Source organism: Streptomyces fradiae ATCC 10745 = DSM 40063 (assembly GCF_008704425.1).
Lineage (GTDB): Bacteria > Actinomycetota > Actinomycetes > Streptomycetales > Streptomycetaceae > Streptomyces > Streptomyces fradiae.
Genome location: NZ_CP023696.1, coordinates 1135817 through 1151101, shown reverse-complemented (window position 1 = coordinate 1151101; position 15285 = coordinate 1135817). Strand labels below are relative to the sequence as shown.

At 77.0% G+C, this 15285-nt stretch carries 14 protein-coding genes; 6 read left to right on the top strand and 8 right to left on the bottom strand.

Annotation, left to right across the window (positions count from 1 at the left end):
- The first annotated feature begins 46 nt into the window (after positions 1-46).
- The gene (locus CP974_RS04975; RefSeq protein ID WP_031134127.1) at positions 47-310 is read left to right on the top strand and encodes a hypothetical protein; all 264 of its coding nucleotides are present in this window, start codon (positions 47-49) and stop codon (positions 308-310) included.
- A gap of 171 nt (positions 311-481) precedes the next feature.
- On the opposite strand, the gene CP974_RS04970 is transcribed toward CP974_RS04975, so the two are convergent.
- The 3 genes from CP974_RS04970 to CP974_RS04960 are packed head-to-tail and all read right to left on the bottom strand — an operon-like array spanning position 482 to position 3478.
- Positions 482-1708 (bottom strand): CaiB/BaiF CoA transferase family protein, encoded by a 1227-nt coding sequence (locus tag CP974_RS04970; RefSeq protein ID WP_031134125.1) that lies wholly within the window; start codon positions 1706-1708, stop codon positions 482-484.
- Positions 1709-1742: 34 nt separating this feature from the next.
- Positions 1743-2525: an ABC transporter permease gene (locus tag CP974_RS04965; protein ID WP_031134123.1), complete on the bottom strand. Its 783-nt coding sequence runs from the start codon at positions 2523-2525 to the stop codon at positions 1743-1745.
- Complete coding sequence (locus CP974_RS04960) at positions 2522-3478, bottom strand: daunorubicin resistance protein DrrA family ABC transporter ATP-binding protein (RefSeq protein ID WP_031134121.1); 957 nt, start codon at positions 3476-3478, stop codon at positions 2522-2524. The genes CP974_RS04965 and CP974_RS04960 overlap by 4 nt, the downstream gene beginning before the upstream one ends.
- A gap of 63 nt (positions 3479-3541) precedes the next feature.
- Between CP974_RS04960 and CP974_RS04955 the strand changes: the two genes are divergently transcribed.
- Entirely contained in the window at positions 3542-4249 is a 708-nt protein-coding gene (locus CP974_RS04955) for a TetR/AcrR family transcriptional regulator (RefSeq protein WP_031134119.1), read from the top strand.
- Positions 4250-4435: 186 nt separating this feature from the next.
- Here the strand turns inward: CP974_RS04955 and CP974_RS04950 are convergent, their stop codons facing one another.
- From CP974_RS04950 to hmgA, 3 genes are all read right to left on the bottom strand, one after another.
- Positions 4436-5686: a type ISP restriction/modification enzyme gene (locus CP974_RS04950; RefSeq protein ID WP_158100720.1), complete on the bottom strand. Its 1251-nt coding sequence runs from the start codon at positions 5684-5686 to the stop codon at positions 4436-4438.
- A gap of 104 nt (positions 5687-5790) precedes the next feature.
- Positions 5791-6540 (bottom strand): GntR family transcriptional regulator, encoded by a 750-nt coding sequence (locus CP974_RS04945; protein ID WP_031134115.1) that lies wholly within the window; start codon positions 6538-6540, stop codon positions 5791-5793.
- Positions 6541-6588: 48 nt separating this feature from the next.
- Positions 6589-7923: a homogentisate 1,2-dioxygenase gene (gene hmgA / locus CP974_RS04940; protein ID WP_174887819.1), complete on the bottom strand. Its 1335-nt coding sequence runs from the start codon at positions 7921-7923 to the stop codon at positions 6589-6591.
- A gap of 677 nt (positions 7924-8600) precedes the next feature.
- Between hmgA and CP974_RS04935 the strand changes: the two genes are divergently transcribed.
- From CP974_RS04935 to CP974_RS04920, 4 genes are all read left to right on the top strand, one after another.
- A complete protein-coding gene (locus tag CP974_RS04935; protein WP_031137142.1) occupies positions 8601-9260 on the top strand; it encodes a hypothetical protein in 660 nt (219 codons plus the stop codon).
- On the top strand, positions 9247-10089 hold the full coding sequence (locus tag CP974_RS04930) for a class F sortase (protein ID WP_031137140.1): 843 nt from the start codon (positions 9247-9249) through the stop codon (positions 10087-10089). The genes CP974_RS04935 and CP974_RS04930 overlap by 14 nt, the downstream gene beginning before the upstream one ends.
- Before the next feature lie 635 nt (positions 10090-10724).
- A complete protein-coding gene (locus CP974_RS04925; protein ID WP_031136388.1) occupies positions 10725-12116 on the top strand; it encodes an aldehyde dehydrogenase family protein in 1392 nt (463 codons plus the stop codon).
- A 148-nt stretch (positions 12117-12264) separates the two neighbouring features.
- Complete coding sequence (locus CP974_RS04920; protein WP_031136390.1) at positions 12265-13347, top strand: Zn-dependent alcohol dehydrogenase; 1083 nt, start codon at positions 12265-12267, stop codon at positions 13345-13347.
- 103 nt (positions 13348-13450) lie between these two features.
- Here the strand turns inward: CP974_RS04920 and CP974_RS04915 are convergent, their stop codons facing one another.
- Together CP974_RS04915 and CP974_RS04910 are read right to left on the bottom strand one after the other, a co-directional pair.
- On the bottom strand, positions 13451-14356 hold the full coding sequence (locus tag CP974_RS04915) for a DMT family transporter (RefSeq protein WP_051840042.1): 906 nt from the start codon (positions 14354-14356) through the stop codon (positions 13451-13453).
- A gap of 110 nt (positions 14357-14466) precedes the next feature.
- On the bottom strand, positions 14467-15177 hold the full coding sequence (locus CP974_RS04910) for an ArsR/SmtB family transcription factor (RefSeq protein ID WP_031136394.1): 711 nt from the start codon (positions 15175-15177) through the stop codon (positions 14467-14469).
- Positions 15178-15285: the final 108 nt, after the last annotated feature.

Below are 15285 nucleotides of genomic sequence, written 5' to 3'. Positions count from 1 at the left end.
TTAACGTTGGCCCGGGCCGGGTGCCCTTGAACGGGTGGGGAGTGTCATGGAACAGATAGCAATGCGCGGCAGGCCACGTGTGCCTGCCATCACCTGCGGGAGCAGCGCGACCAGCTCGCGCCTCGACCGCCATCTCGCGGTCCTCGGCGGCCCCGCCGTCCCGCAGTGCGAGGTGGCCGAGGCCACGTCCCTGATGCTGGAGCTGACGACGCGTGACGTCGCCCGCCGGCACCACAGCAGGGGCGCGCGCGTCTCGCTCTTCGCCCCGCTCCGCCGCCTGCGCCGCTCCCTCTTCGGCAACCACGGCTGAGGCGCGTCCCCGAGGGACGCCTTCGGCCGCCGGCGGGCCCGCGCCGGCGGCCGGAGCGGGCGCACCGGCGGCGAGCGCCGGCCGCCCCGAGCGGCGCCGGCCCGCGCCGCCCCGCCTCCGGTCCGCCGCCCCCACCGGCCACCGCAGGACCACCAGGCCGCCCCCGCCCGCTCACGCCACCACGCCCTCCCGGCGCAGCGCGGCGCGCTCCAGCTCGTCCACCCCCAGCTCCCGCAGCAGCGCGTCGGTGTGCTCGCCCAGCTCCGGGACGGCGCCCATCACCGGCTCCGGCCCGCCCGGCAGGGTGATCGGCGGCAGCAGCGCCCGCAGCGGCCCCACCGGTGAACCGACCTCCCGCCACCGGTCCCGCGCGGCGAGCTGCGGATGCGCGGCCACGTCGGCGACCGTGTTCAGCCGCGCGCAGGCGATGCCCGCCGCCTCCAGCCGCCCCAGCGCCTCCGCCGTGCCCAGTACCGCCAGCGCCGCGCCGACCACCGCGTCGGTGCGCTCCCGGTTCGCCACCCGCGCCCGGTTCGTCGCGTACGCCGGGTCCTCGCCCAACTCGGGCCGTCCCAGCACCTGTTCCGCCAGCCGCCGCCACTCCCGGTCGTTCTGCACCGACAGCAGCACCTGCCCGCCGTCGGCCGTCGCGTAGGCGTCGTACGGGGCGATCACCGCGTGCGCGACCCCGGTCCGCGCCGGCGCCTCGCCCCCGTGCGTCCCGTGGTGCAGCGGATGGCCCATCCACTCGGCCAGCGCTTCCAGCATCGACACCTCGACCGGCCCGCCGAGCCCCGTCGACGCCCGCCGCAGCAGCGCGGCCAGCACCCCGGAGAACGCGTACATCCCCGCCGCGATGTCCGCCGCGGGGATGCCCGCCTTCACCGGCCGCTCCGGCGTGCCCGTCACCGACACGAGCCCGGCCTCGCACTGCACGAGCATGTCGTACGCCCGCTTGTGCGCGTACGGCCCGCCCGCCCCGTACCCGGAGACGTCCACCGCCACCAGGCGCGGACGCGCGGCGCAGAGCGTCGCCGCGTCCAGCCCGAGCCGGGCCGCCGCGCCCTGCGCCAGGTTCTGCACGAACACGTCGGCGCGGTCCACCAGGCGGTGCACCAGCTCCAGGCCGCGCGGGTCCTTCAGGTCGACGGCCAGGGACTCCTTGCCCCGGTTGCACCAGACGAAGTGCGAGGCGAGCCCGCCGGCGGCCGTGTCGTAGCCGCGTGCGAAGTCGCCCCCGTCCGGCCGCTCCACCTTGATCACGCGCGCTCCCAGGTCGGCGAGCTGGCGGGTGGCGAACGGGGCCGAGACGGCCTGCTCGACGGCGACGACGGTGACCCCGTCGAGCGGCAGCGGCAGGGGAGAGGCGAGGGGACGGGACCGCGGTGGGGTGCTCATGAGAGCCGTGCCTATCGCGTACGGCCCCCTCCTGTCACCCCTCCGGCCGCGCGTACCGCCGTACCGCCAGGGGCGCCGACACCGCCAGCAGCACCAGCGACCAGGCGATCGCGCCCGCGACCGGGTGCGCGACCGGCCAGGCGGCGCCCTCCGGGACCGGGGCGTTGCCGAACAGGTCGCGCACGGCCGTCGTCACCGCCGAGATCGGGTTCCACTCCGCGACCGTGCGCAGCCAGCCCGGCATCCCCTCCGTCGGGATGTACGCGTTCGACAGCAGCGGCAGCATGAACGTGGCGCTGCCCAACTGACCCGCCGCCTCCTCGCTGCGCGAGGCGAGCCCGAGCCAGATCCCCACCCACGTCGCCGCGAAGCGGAAGAGCAGGAGCAGACCGAAGGCGCCCGCCGCACGCAGCGGCCCGCCGTCGATCCGCCAGCCCATGGCCAGCCCCACCAGGATCAGCGGCACCATGCCCGCGGCCGCCGTCAGCAGGTCGGCCGCCGCCTGCCCCAGCGGTACGGCGGCCCTGCTCATCGGCAGTGTGCGGAACCGGTCCATCACGCCCCGGTGGGAGTCCTGCGCGGCGGTGAACATGCCGCTCATCACGCCGTTCGCGGCCGTGGCCACCAGCAGTCCCGGCACCAGGAATGCCCGGTAGTCGGCCCCCGGCATCGCCACGGCGCTGCCGAAGACGTACCCGAAGAAGAGAAGGAAGACCACCGGCATCGTCTGCGTCATCACCGTGATCGCCGGGGCGTGCGCGATCCGGCGCAGATGGCGTCCGACGACGGCGGCGCCGTCGTAGGCGAGCGCGTTCACGCGGCGGCCTCCTCACGGGCGGCGGGGGCGGTGCGGCCGGTCAGGCGCAGGAACACCTCGTCGAGCGTCGGAGGGCGCAGCGCCGCGTCGAGCACCGGCACGCCGGCGGCGTCCAGCTCCCGCACGACGCGCGGGAGGGTCAGCGCCGGGTCGTCGGCGGTCGCCGCGGCGGTCCCCGCCGCGGCGTCCAGGGCGGGCTCCGTGCCGGTGAGCCGGTCCAGCACGGCGGCGGCGGCCGGGAGCGCGGCCGGGTCGCCGACGACGACCTCCACCCGCCGGCCGAGCATCGCCTTGAGCCCGGCGGGGGTGCCGCGGTGCGCGACCCGGCCGCCGTCGACCAGGGCGATGTCGTGGGCGAGCTGGTCGGCCTCCTCCAGGTACTGCGTGGTCAGGAGCACCGTCGTGCCCTCCTCGGCCAGTTCGCGCACGGCGTCCCAGATGCCGCCCCGGCTGTGCGGGTCCAGCCCGGTCGTCGGCTCGTCGAGGAAGAGCACGCGGGGGCGGACGATCAGGCTCGCCGCCAGGTCCAGGCGGCGGCGCATGCCGCCCGAGTAGGTGCGCGCCGGGCGGTCCGCCGCCTCCGCGAGCCCGAACCGCTCCAGCAGCTCGTCCGCGCGGGCCTTCGGCGCCCGCAGCAGCCGGGCGAACAGACGCAGGTTCTGCGCGCCCGTCAGGTCGCCGTCGACGGAGGCGTACTGCCCGGTCACGCCGATGCGGCGGCGCACCTCGGCCGGCTCGCGCACCACGTCGTACCCGGCGACGCGGGCGCGGCCCGCATCCGGCGCCAGCAGGGTCGCCAGCACCCGCACGGCGGTCGTCTTCCCCGCGCCGTTCGGCCCGAGCACCCCGCAGACCGTGCCCTCCTCGACCGCGAGGTCCAGCCCGCGCAGGGCCCGGACATCGCCGAAGCGCTTGTCCAGACCCTCACTAAGTACAGCGTACGTAGTCGTCATGGGGTGACTGTAGCTCACTACGTACGGTGTACGTAACTAGGATGGGGGGCGAGGTGATGATCCATGGCGGGCCGAGCGGCCGTACCGGAAGTGATCTGGGCGCGCCCCGAGCGCACCGGGCGGGGCCCCCGGCCGGCGTACCGCCGCGCGGACATCGCGGCGGCGGCCGTGCGGCTGGCGGACGCGCACGGCGTGGACGCCGTGTCGATGCGCCGCGTCGCCGCCGAGCTGGGCTGCGGCACCATGTCGCTCTACAACTACGTGCCGCGCAAGGAGGACCTGTACGAGCTGATGGTCGACGAGGTCAGCGGTGAGTACGAACTGCCCGAGCCGACCGGTGACTGGCGCGGGGACATGCTGGCCACCGCCCGCCAGACCCGCGCGATCATGCACCGCCACCCGTGGCTGCACCGCGTGATGACGACGCTGTACGCCACCGGCCCCAACGCCCTGCGGTACCTGGAGGCGTGCCTGGGCTACCTGGAGCCGCTGGACGCGCCGCCCGGCACCAAGATGGAGTGCGTCGGCATGGTGAACGGCACGGTGATGATCTTCGTCGTCAACGAGTTCGCCATGGCCGACCGGGCCCGCGCGGTGCCCTGGACGGCGGAGCAGGAGACGGCGGTGCGCGGCGCCTACCTGGGGAGCCAGCTCGCCACGGGCCGCTACCCGCGGCTGGCCGCGCTGTACGCCACGGCGCCGGAGGCGCCCGAGGACCCGGACGTCCTGTTCGAGCGGGCGGTGAGCCGCGTCCTGGACGGCTTCGGCTGAGGGGGCGGGGGCGGAGGACTGGGGGCAGTGTCGGCTGAGGGCTGAGGGCTGAGGGCTGAGGGCTGGTGGCTGGTGGGCTGCGGGCAGTGTGGGCTGTGGGCTGTGGGCTGTGGGCTGAGGGATAAGGGGTGAGGGCCGTGGGTGGGCGGCGGGTGCGCCGGGTGTGCGCCCGCGGCGCGGGCGGCGCTACAGCAGGGCGAACTGGCCCTCCGGGCCCTCCTCGCGGTGGTCCAGGACCGATGCCGGGCGCCGCGCGGCGGGCGGGTGCGGCAGCACCCCCGCGGCCCGCAGGGCGGTGCGGGTGACGGGATCGGACCCGAGGCGGGCCGCGAGGGCGGCGCGCTCCCGGTCCAGGGCGGCCAGCAGCGCCAGGACGGTGATCAGCTCCAGCAGCTCCGACGTCCACTCCTGCGGCCAGGCCGCCGGGCGGACCGCCTCCAGGGTGCCCGGTTCGGCGCCCGCCGTCCGCCGCTCGAACCACAGGGGCAGCACCCGCACGCCGCACACCCGGTACTCCCACGCCTCCGCCGGTACGGGAGCCACCCGCCCCGAGCCCACGTGCAGCACCTCCTCGCCGGCGTCGTACGCGAGCGCGTCCGGCCACACGGGCAGCGCCGCCCGCACATAGGGGCGCCGCCCGCCCGGCAGCCTCGGGCGCCGCCCGCCGCGGGCGCCCCGCAGCTGGACCTCCACCACGCGGCGCCCCAGCTCCACCCCGGCCGCCCACAGCCGGGGGTCGCCCGTCAGCGGCACCCGGCAGCCGGCCGGGGACGGCACCGCGACCGCGACCGCCCACGCCAGCAGGTCCTCGGCGGCGGGCTCCCACCCGAGGCGCCCGCCCAGCAGCCCGGTCAGGCCGGGCGCGACGTTCGGCTCCCGGCCGCCGGGCCGCCGGTACAGCGGGCGGATAAGGCCGGGCCGCCCGGCGGGGGAGCGGCCGTCCGGGAGCGGGGCCGTCACCAGCAGCGCGGGCCCCGCCGCCGCGGGCACGTACCCCTGCTCCACGGCGAAGACCTGCCGCTCGTCCGCGACCCGCCACAGCTCCGGCCGGGCCGCGTCGAGCAGCCGGTGGTCCGGCAGCAGCCAGCGCGTGTCGAACGGCCCGTGCGCGATCCGCACCGGCTCCGGGCACGGCCCGCCCTCCCGAGCGAGGCGCCCCGTCCCGGTCCGCTGCCCCGGCAGGGCGGCCACGGCGCTGCGCGGGGTACGGGCCCGGCTCGGCCGGAACAGCGCCTCCCGCTCCGCGCCGCCGGCCGCCGTCAGCGCCTCCCACCGGGCCCTCAACGTCCCCCGGTCCGGCGCCGCCACCCACTCCCGGCCCCAGCGAGGGGGCGGCACGGACCACGGCATGAGGTCGTCCAGCAGGGGCACGTCGTCGGGGGACGTGCCCGGGGGAGACACGTCGTCGGGGGACACGTCCGCGTTCACGCGCCGCATGCTAGTGCCCGCTCTCCGGCCCGTCCCCGTCCTCGGCCCGTCGTCGGGCCCCCGCTCACGCCCGGCCGCGGCTCCGCCACGTCCCACCCCGCCGGGCGGCGGGGTCAGTCCGCCTCGACCGTGACCGTGAAGGAGAAGCGGTCGCCCCGGTAGCGGATGCGGGCCACGTCCACGACCCGGCCGTCCTCGTCGTACGTCACGCCCGTGTAGTGCAGGATCGGCGACAGCAGCGGCACGTCCAGCAGCCCGGCCGTCACCGGGTCGGCCAGCCGCGCCTCGACCGTGTCGGTGATCCGGCTGATGCGCACCCCGACCGTGTCCCGCAGCACCTTCGTCATCGGCCAGCGCTCCAGGTCGGCCACGTCGATCCGGTCGGCCAGCTCCGGGCGGACCGCGTTCTCCGCCCAGTTCGTCGGCTCGTCCGTCTCCACGTCCCGGCGGAGCCTGCGGTACGTGACGACCTCCGCCACGCCGGGGAAGTACTCCGCCAGATCCCCGGGCACCCCCGCCGCGCCGTGCCCGAGGACCGTCGTCCGCTCACCGGACTGCTGCGCCACGATCGCGTCGACCGAGCCGAGCACCCGGCGCGGGGCGCTGCGCCGGGCGCCCGGCTCGATGAAGGTGCCGCGCCGCCGGTGCCTGCTGATCAGGCCCTCCTGCTCCAGCTCCTTGAGCGCCTGCCGCATGGTCAGCACGCTCACCCCGTAGTGCGCCGCGAGCTGCTCCTCGGTGGGCAGCCGCAGCGACGCGTCCGGGGAGCGTCCCAGTATCGAGGCGCGCAGGGACTGGGACACCTGGTACCAGAGGGGGAGCTTCCGGTTCAGGACCAGGGAGTCGGGGGCGAAGGCGGACACGGCATCTCCGTACTGCGGTGTGCGGCGTACGACCCTACGGCGGCGTACTCACGGGCGGAAGTGGCGCTCCAGACCCTGCCACACCTCGTCGTACCCGCGCTGCAGGTGGTCGGCGTCCACCGCCTGCCCGGTCGCCGCCAGCGGCCAGCGCGTCTCGAACATGAACGCGAGCCCGTCGTCGATCTTCTGGGGCTCCAGCTCGGCGGCGCTCGCCCTGTCGAAGGTCTCCCGGTCCGGGCCGTGCGCCGACATCATGTTGTGCAGCGACCCGCCGCCGGGCACGAAGCCCTCCGCCTTGGCGTCGTACGCGCCCTCGATGAGGCCCATGTACTCGCTCATCACGTTCCGGTGGAAGTACGGCGGCCGGAACGTGTCCTCCCCCACCAGCCAGCGCGGCGCGAACACGACGAAGTCGACCCCGGCCAGACCGGGCGTGTCGGTCGGCGACGTCAGCACCGTGAAGATCGACGGGTCGGGGTGGTCGTAGCTGATCGTCCCGATGACGTTGAAGGTCCGCAGGTCGTAGACGTACGGCACGTAGTTGCCGTGCCAGGCGACCACGTCCAGCGGCGAGTGGCCGTACGTCGCCCGCCACAGGTTCCCGCAGTACTTGTTGACGACCTCGACCGGGCCCTCCACGTCCTCGTACGCGGCGACCGGCGCCCGGAAGTCGCGCGGGTTGGCCAGGCCGTTGGCGCCGATCGGGCCGAGGTCGGGGAGCTGGAAGGGCTGCCCGTAGTTCTCGCACACGTAGCCGCGCGCGGTGCCGTCCAGGAGCTGTACGCGGAAGCGGACGCCGCGCGGGACCAGCGCCACCTCGCCGGGGCGCACGGCCAGCAGGCCCAGCTCCGTGCGGAGCAGCAGCCCGCCGCGCTCCGGGACGATCAGCAGCTCGCCGTCGGCGTCGCTGAACACCCGCTCCATGGGGGCGTTGGCGTGATAGAGGTGTATGGCCATGCCGGTGCGCTGCGTCACGTCGCCGTTGCCGCCCAGCGTCCACAGGCCGGCCAGCCAGTCCGTGCCGGGCGCGGGCTCCGGCAGCGGGTTCCAGCGCAGCCGGTTGGGGTCGGGGACCGTCTCCGTGAAGGGTGCCGAGCGGAGCGCGCCGTTGTCCGCGCGGGTGAACGGCGGGTGCGCCGCCGAGGGGCGGACCCGGTACAGCCACGAGCGGCGGTTGTGGGTTCGCGGCTCGGTGAAGGCGCTGCCGCTCAGCTGCTCCGCGTACAGCCCGAGGGGGGCCCGCTGCGGAGAGTTCCGGCCCACCGGGAGGGCGCCGGGGACGGCCTCCGACTGGTGCTCGTTGCCGAAGCCGGTCAGGTACTCCAGGCTCTCGGCCGTCTTCCTCGCCTGCTCGTCCGCCTGTGCGGCGCCGCCCATGCCCATCGCACGCTCCTGTCATGAAATCCTATGGATGACCGTAGGATTCCGGGGTGTCCCGCGTCAACGGGGTGGGGGTTCCGGGGTCCGTTCCGTTCGGGCCGCCGCCTCGCCGAGGTGGGGGCGACGGGGGGCGTGCGGCGGGGGTGGCGGGGTGAAGCCGGGCGTGGGGCCGGGGTGATGGGACGGAGCCGGCGCCGGCCTGGTTCCCGCGGCGGGGCCTGCGGTGTGGGGTCTGCGGGGTTCGGGCCTGAGGGGCGGTGTCTGCGGGGTTCGGGCCTGAGGGGCGGTGTCTGCGGGGTTCGGGCCTGAGGGGCGAAGTCTGCGAGGTCCGGGCCTGAGGGTTCGGGCCTGCGGGTCCGGGCCTGAGGGGTGGCGGCTTCCGGATCACGGTTCCGGGCGTCGGTGTTCCGGGGTGGGGGCGCCGGATCGCGGTCCGCGGGGCCGGTGTCACGGCCTTCGGGCGGCCTTCCGGGGCCACGGTGCCATGCCCGGCTCCGGGGGAGGGGGCCTCGGGGTTCGAGGGCCGCCGCCCGCGCCCCCGGAGCCGGAGTGACGGGCGTTCTGGGCCGACCGGGCGAACCGCCTGCGCCGCGCCGCGCGCAATGCGCCATATGCCGAGTCCGTGTCAGATAGTCAGATTATCGGTTGATCCGTACGACATCCTCACGGAGGAACCCGTCATGACCGCAGCCCGACCACTCCTGCGCGCCGCCGTCGCCGGACTCGCCCTCGGCGGCATCGCCTTCGCCGGTGCGCCGGCGGCCGTCGCCGCACCAGGCGACAACGGCGACATCGCGATCCACGACACCGACACCCCGCCGCTCGACCAGCGCAGCGAGTCCAAGGTGTGCCGCTTCTACCTGGCCGCCTTCAACTTCGCGGGCCTGCAGCAGGTCACGTACACGATCACCCCGCAGCCGCTGGAGACCGGCGACCCGACGCTGACGGGCGCCATCAACCTGGCGCCGACCGGCACCGGCCAGACCACCGAACTGACGCTGCCCGAGGGTCAGTACAGGCTCACCTGGACCTTCCCCGGCGCCACCGTGCCGGGCAACCTGAAGGTCTTCCGCGTCGACTGCCCGAACGGCCACGGCGACAAGAACAAGCACGGCGACAAGGACAAGGGCAAGGACACCGAGAAGGACAAGGGCGAGAAGCAGGACTACGACGGCAAGGGCCCGCACGGCGGAGTGGGCGCGGGCGGCGGCGGCACGGCCGCCGGGCCCGCCGACGAGACGCCGGCGTTCGGTGTCGGAGCGGCGCTCGCGGCCGGCCTGGCGGGTACCGCCGGGGTGGTCCTCGTCCGCCGTCGCCGTCGCGCCGATGGCGCCGCGTAGGCCCCGGCATCCACGGTTCGCCCGCCGGCGGCGGCGCCTCCTCCGTCTCACCCGGACGCTGGTCGTGGCGGTGGCGCTCGTCTCCTGCGGGGTCTGGTGGGCCCGTGACGGCGACCCGTCCGGGCCCGCCCCGGCGGTGGCGGCGGCGCCGCCGGGGCCCGTGACCCCGCCGCCGCCCGCCACCGAGTCCAAGGCCGGCCGGCCGGCGGCCCGTGGCGCGGCGGCGGAGGCGGGGCCGCCGGTGCAGGGGGCCGGACCGGGCCGGCCCGCCGCGCGGCCCCCGGCGCCGAAGGAGCCCTCGCCGCGGCCGTCGGTGAAGCCGCCGGCCAGGCCGTCCCCCGCGCCGCTGCCCGCCTCGCCGCCCGTACGGGTCGCCGTCCCGGCCATCACCATCGAGGCGCCCCTGGTCCGCCTCGGCCTCGACGGCAGCGGCCGGCTGACGTCCCCGCCGGTCGACAACCCCAAGGTGGCCGGCTGGTACGAGGACGGCGCGACGCCGGGCGAGAAGGGCACCGCGATCCTGGTCGGCCACCGCGACACCCGCACCGGCCCCGCCGTGTTCCTCAACCTCGACGTGCTCAAGCCCGGCAACACCGTCCGCATCACCCGTCAGGACGGGGTCACCGCGGTGTTCACCGTCGACCGCGTGCGCACCTTCGACAAGGAGCGGTTCCCGGACAAGGAGGTGTACGGGCCCGCCCCGCGCCCCGAGCTGCGCCTGCTGACCTGCGGCGGCGCCTTCGACAGGGAGAAGGGGTACGCCGCCAACATCGTGGTCTTCGCCCACCTCACGGACACGATCCCGGCGGACGGTCCGCGGGGGGCCTGACCGGCGGGCCCGCGCCTGACGCGGGTCCGCCGCGCGTGCGCCCGCCGCCCGGACCGCGCCGCCTGGGCCGCCGGTCGTACCGCGCCGCCCGGACGCCGCCCGTGCCGCCGGTCGTGCCGCGCCGCCCGGACCGCGCCGCCCGTGCCGCCGGTCGTGCCGCGCCGCCCGGACGCCGCCCGCGCTGCCGGTCGTACCGCGCCGCCCGGACGCCGCCCGCGCCGCCGGTCGTGCCGCGCAGGCGGGCGCCCGCGCCTGCCGGTGGCGCCGCCTGCACCCCCGCCGGTCGTGCCGCCGCGCCTGCCGGCGGTGTTCCGCGCGCGTACCCGCCGACCGTGCCGCCGCCCCGACGGGCGGCCTCTGGTGTGCCGCCGCGCCGGAGTGCCGGACACCCGCCCGGCCGGGCGGGTGTCCGCGCGGGGCGGGGCCGGACGCCGGGGTGGGCCGGACGCCGGGGTGGGCCGGGCCGGACGCCGGGCGGGGCGGATGGCAGGATCGTGGCCACCCGCGGGCGCCCGCCCGCCCCGCGGCGGACGGCGGAGTGTGACGCGCCGACCCCTGGCGGCGGAAAACTACCGCCGCTAGTTTGGTGGGCGACGCGCACGACGACCGCAGCCGGCAGGCCGAAGGAGACAGCGATGAAGGTCCACGACGGGATGTACATCGGCGGTGCGTGGCGGCCCGCCGACGGCACCGGCACCATCACCGTGGTGAACCCGGCGACCGAGGAGCCCTTCGCCACCGTCCCGGCCGGTGAGGCGGCCGACGTCGACGCCGCCGTGCGGGCCGCGCGGACCGCCTTCCCCGGCTGGGCCGCCACCCCGCCCGCGGAGCGCGCCGCCCGGCTGGCCGCCCTCCGCGACGCGCTCGCCGCCCGTCAGGACGAGATCGCCGCGACCGTCACCGCCGAGCTGGGCGCCCCGCCGAAGCTCGCCCACGCCGTGCACGCCGGACTGCCGGTCACGGTGGCCGGCTCGTACGCCGAACTCCTCCGCACGTACGCGTTCGAGGAGCGGATCGGCAATTCCACGGTGCTGCTGGAGCCGGTCGGCGTCGTCGGCGCGATCACGCCGTGGAACTACCCGCTGCACCAGATCGTCGCCAAGGTCGCCCCGGCCCTCGCGGCGGGCTGCACCGTCGTCGTCAAGCCGGCCGAGGAGACCCCGCTGACGGCGCGCCTGTTCGCCGAGTGCGCGCACGCCGCCGGGTTCCCGGCGGGCGTCGTCAACGTCGTCACCGGCCTCGGGCACGTCGCCGGGCAGGCGCTCGTCGACCACGACGGCGTCGACATGGTCTCCTTCACCGGCTCCACCGCCGTCGGCAGGCGGATCGGCGCCGCCGCGGGCGGCTCGGTCAAGCGGGTCGCCCTGGAGCTGGGCGGCAAGTCCGCGAGCGTGATCCTGCCCGGCGCCGACCTGCCGAGGGCGGTCGCCGGGAGCGTCGCCAGCGTCATGTCCAACTCCGGCCAGCGCTGCAACGCCCTCACCCGCGTCCTCGTGCGGGCGGACCGGTACGAGGAGGCCGTCGCCCTCGCCGCCGAGGCCGCCGCGAAGCACCCGGCGGGCGACCGGATCGGCCCGCTGGTCAGCGCCGCCCAGCGGGACCGCGTCGTCGCGTACATCGAGAAGGGCGTCGCCGAGGGCGCCCGGATCGTCGCGGGCGGCCCCCGGCCGCCGCTGGAGCGCGGCTTCTACGTCGCGCCGACCGTCTTCGCCGACGTGACCCCCGACATGACGATCGCCCAGGAGGAGATCTTCGGCCCGGTGGTGGCGTTCCTGCGGTACGAGGACGAGGAGGACGCCCTGCGCATCGCCAACGGCACGGTCTACGGCCTGGCCGGGGCCGTGTGGGGCGAGCCGGAGGCCGCCGCCGCCTTCGCCCGCCGCATGGACGCCGGGCAGGTGGACGTCAACGGCGGCCGGTTCAACCCGCTCGCCCCGTTCGGCGGGTACAAGCAGTCCGGCGTCGGCCGCGAGCTGGGCGCCCACGGCCTCGCCGAGTACCTCCACACCAAGTCCCTCCAGTTCTGACCGCGAGCCCCGCCGCACCGCCCGGCGCCTGGGTCACCGTCCAGGGCCCTCGGGCGCCGCTCGGGCCCCGGCCCCGCCCGCCGGCCCCCTCCGTACCGCCCACCGGCCCGCTCCGGGCCTGACCGCCACCAGTCGTCGGGAGAAACCGATGGTCGTCCGCGCCGCCGTCCTGCCCTCCGTCGGTTCTCCGCTGGAGATCACCGGCATCCGCCTGCCCGAACCGGGCCCCGGCGAGGTCCGCGTCCGCCTCGCCGCCGCCGGGGTGTGCCACTCCGACCTGTCCCTGTCCGACGGCACGATGCGCGTGCCCGTCCCCGCCGTCCTCGGCCACGAGGGCGCGGGCACCGTCGTCTCCGTCGGGGAGGGCGTCGCCCATGTCGCGCCCGGCGACGGCGTCGTCCTCAACTGGGCGCCGTCGTGCGGTGTCTGCGACCACTGCCGCGCGGGCGAGGTCTGGCTGTGCGCCGACGCCCTGTCCGGCGTCGGCCGCGCGCACGCCGTCACCGAGGACGGCAGGGAGCTGCACCCCGGCCTGAACGTGGCCGCCTTCGCGGAGGAGACGGTGGTCCCCGCCCGGTGCGTCCTGCCCGCGCCGGAGGGCGTCCCCCTCACCGACGCGGCCCTCCTCGGCTGCGCCGTGCTCACCGGCTACGGCGCCGTGCACCACTCGGCGCGGGTCCGCAGGGGCGAGTCGGTCGTGGTCGTCGGCGTGGGCGGGGTCGGGCTGGCCGCGCTCCAGGCGGCCCGGATCGCCGGGGCGGGGCCCGTCGTCGCGGTGGACGTGTCACCGGAGAAGGAGGCCCTGGCGAAGGCCGCGGGCGCCACCGACTTCGTCGTCGCCTCCGCCACGACCGCGCGGGAGGTCCGCGCGCTGACCGGTGGACGGGGCGCCGACGTGGCCGTGGAGTGCGTCGGCCGGGCCGCCACCATCCGTACCGCGTGGGACTCCACCCGGCGCGGCGGGCGCACCACGGTCGTCGGGATCGGCGGCAAGGACCAGGAGGTCGTGTTCAACGCCCTGGAGATCTTCCACTGGGGCCGCACCCTCTCCGGCTGCGTGTACGGCAACTCCGACCCGGCCCGCGACCTGCCGGTGATCGCCGGGCACGTCCGCGCGGGCCGCCTCGACCTCGGCGCGCTGGTCACGGACCGGATCGGCCTCGACCAGATCCCCGAGGCGTTCGCCAACATGCTCGCCGGCAAGGGCGGCCGGGCCCTGGTCGTCTTCTGACCCGCCGCCCGGCCGGCGCACCGCCCCACCCCGCCCCACCCCGCTCGCCCGGGGCGCCCTACTCCGGACGCCCGGTCCGCCCCGCCCCGGGCGCGCGTACCGCTCAAGCGGTCCGCGTCCGGGGCCCGGAGCGCGACACCGCCACCCCCGCCAGGCACAGCGCCCCGCCCGCGAGCGTCAGCGCGCCGGGCACCTCGCCCAGCACCGGCCAGGACATCAGCACCACCAGCGCGGGCACCGCGTACGTCGTCGCCCCCATCCGCCCGGCGGGCGTACGGGCCAGTGCGTATGCCCACGTGGTGAACGCCAGTGCGGTCGGGAACACCCCCAGGTAGACCATGTTCAGCGTCGCCGACAGCGGCGCCCGCCCGGCCTCCTCGACCAGCGCCCCGGCGAACGGCAGGCACGCCACCGTCCCGGTGAGGCACCCGTACCCGGTCACCTGGAGCGCGCTCGCGTGCCGCAGCGCCGGCTTCTGCGCGACCACCCCGCCCGCGTACCCCGCCGCCGCGAGGAGGCACAGGCCCACGCCGAGGACCGGCGCCCGCCCCCCGCCCGACACCGACAGCCCGACCGCGACGGCCCCGGCGAACGACACCGCCATCCCCGCCACCAGCCGGGGCGGCGCCGCCTCGCCGAGGAACCGGGCGCCCAGCAGCACGATGAGCACCGGGCCGATGTTCACCACCAGCGCCGCCGTCCCCGCGTCGACCTCCCGCTCCCCCCAGTTGAGCGCCACCATGTAGGCCCCGAACCACAGCAGCCCCGACAGCGCGATCCCCGGCCGGGCGGCGCGCGGCGGCAGCCCCTCGCGCCGCACCAGCAGGAGGCAGCCCAGGGTGAGCGACGCGGCGAGCAGCCGCCCGAGCGCCAGCGCGCCCGGCGAGTACGCGGACCCGGCGCTGCGGATCGACACGAACGCCGACGCCCACAGGACGACGCTGACGGCGGCGGCCGCCAGGGCGGTGCGCCGCGCACGGGCGGAGGGGGGAAGGGGAGCGGAGACCATGGCCCGACCGTAGGGCCGGGACGGTTCGCCCCCGGCCGAAACGTTCCCTCAGGACCGCCCCGGGAACGGCGTGGCCCCGGAGCAGCGCCCACCCCGGGCGGACGCCCCGTTCAGCGCAGGGCGGCCGGGGCGATGCCCAGCAGGTCGCCCAGCGCCCGCTCGCCCTCGGCGGTGACCTTCACGGCGCGCTCCGTCCCGATGCGTACGCACCACCCGGAGTCCAGCGCGTGCCGGCACAGGGCCGCGCCCGCCACCCCGGCCAGGTGCGGCCTGCGCTCCGTCCAGTCCAGGCAGCCGCGCGCCAGGGGCCGCCGCCCCCCGGCGGCCAGTTCCACCCCGAGGCCGGCGAACCAGCGCAGGCCGCTCCCGCTCAGCGCGAACCCGGCCTCCCGTTCGAGCAGCCCCCGCGCGGTCATCGCGTCCGTGATGGCGGTGCCCAGCCAGCCGGCCAGGTGGTCGTAGCAGGTGCGGCCCCGCGCCATGGCGCCCCGCGCGCCGGCCTCCCGCAGGGTGCGCGGCGGCGCGGCGGCCTCCGGCCCGGTGTGCGCGAGGAGGCCCTCCACCAGCCGGGCCGCCCGCGCGTCCGCCAGCCGCACGTACCGGTGGCGGCCCTGCCGCTCCTCGGCGAGCAGCCCGCCCGCGACCAGCCGGCCCAGGTGCCCGCTGGCCGTGGACGGCGCCACGCGCGCGTGGCGGGCCAGTTCGCCGGCCGTCCAGGCGCGGCCGTCCAGCAGGGCGAGGCAGAACGCGGCGCGCGTCTCGTCGGCCAGCAGCGCGGCGAGTGCGGCGAGGTCCCGGGCGGCGGGGGAGCGGGTCGTCATCCCTCCAGCATCGCGCGTCCACCGTTCGGCCCCCGCCGCGGGGCCACCCGCCCGGCCCCGCACCGACGCACCCGCCCGCCGCCCGCCACCGCCCGGCCCCGCACCAGC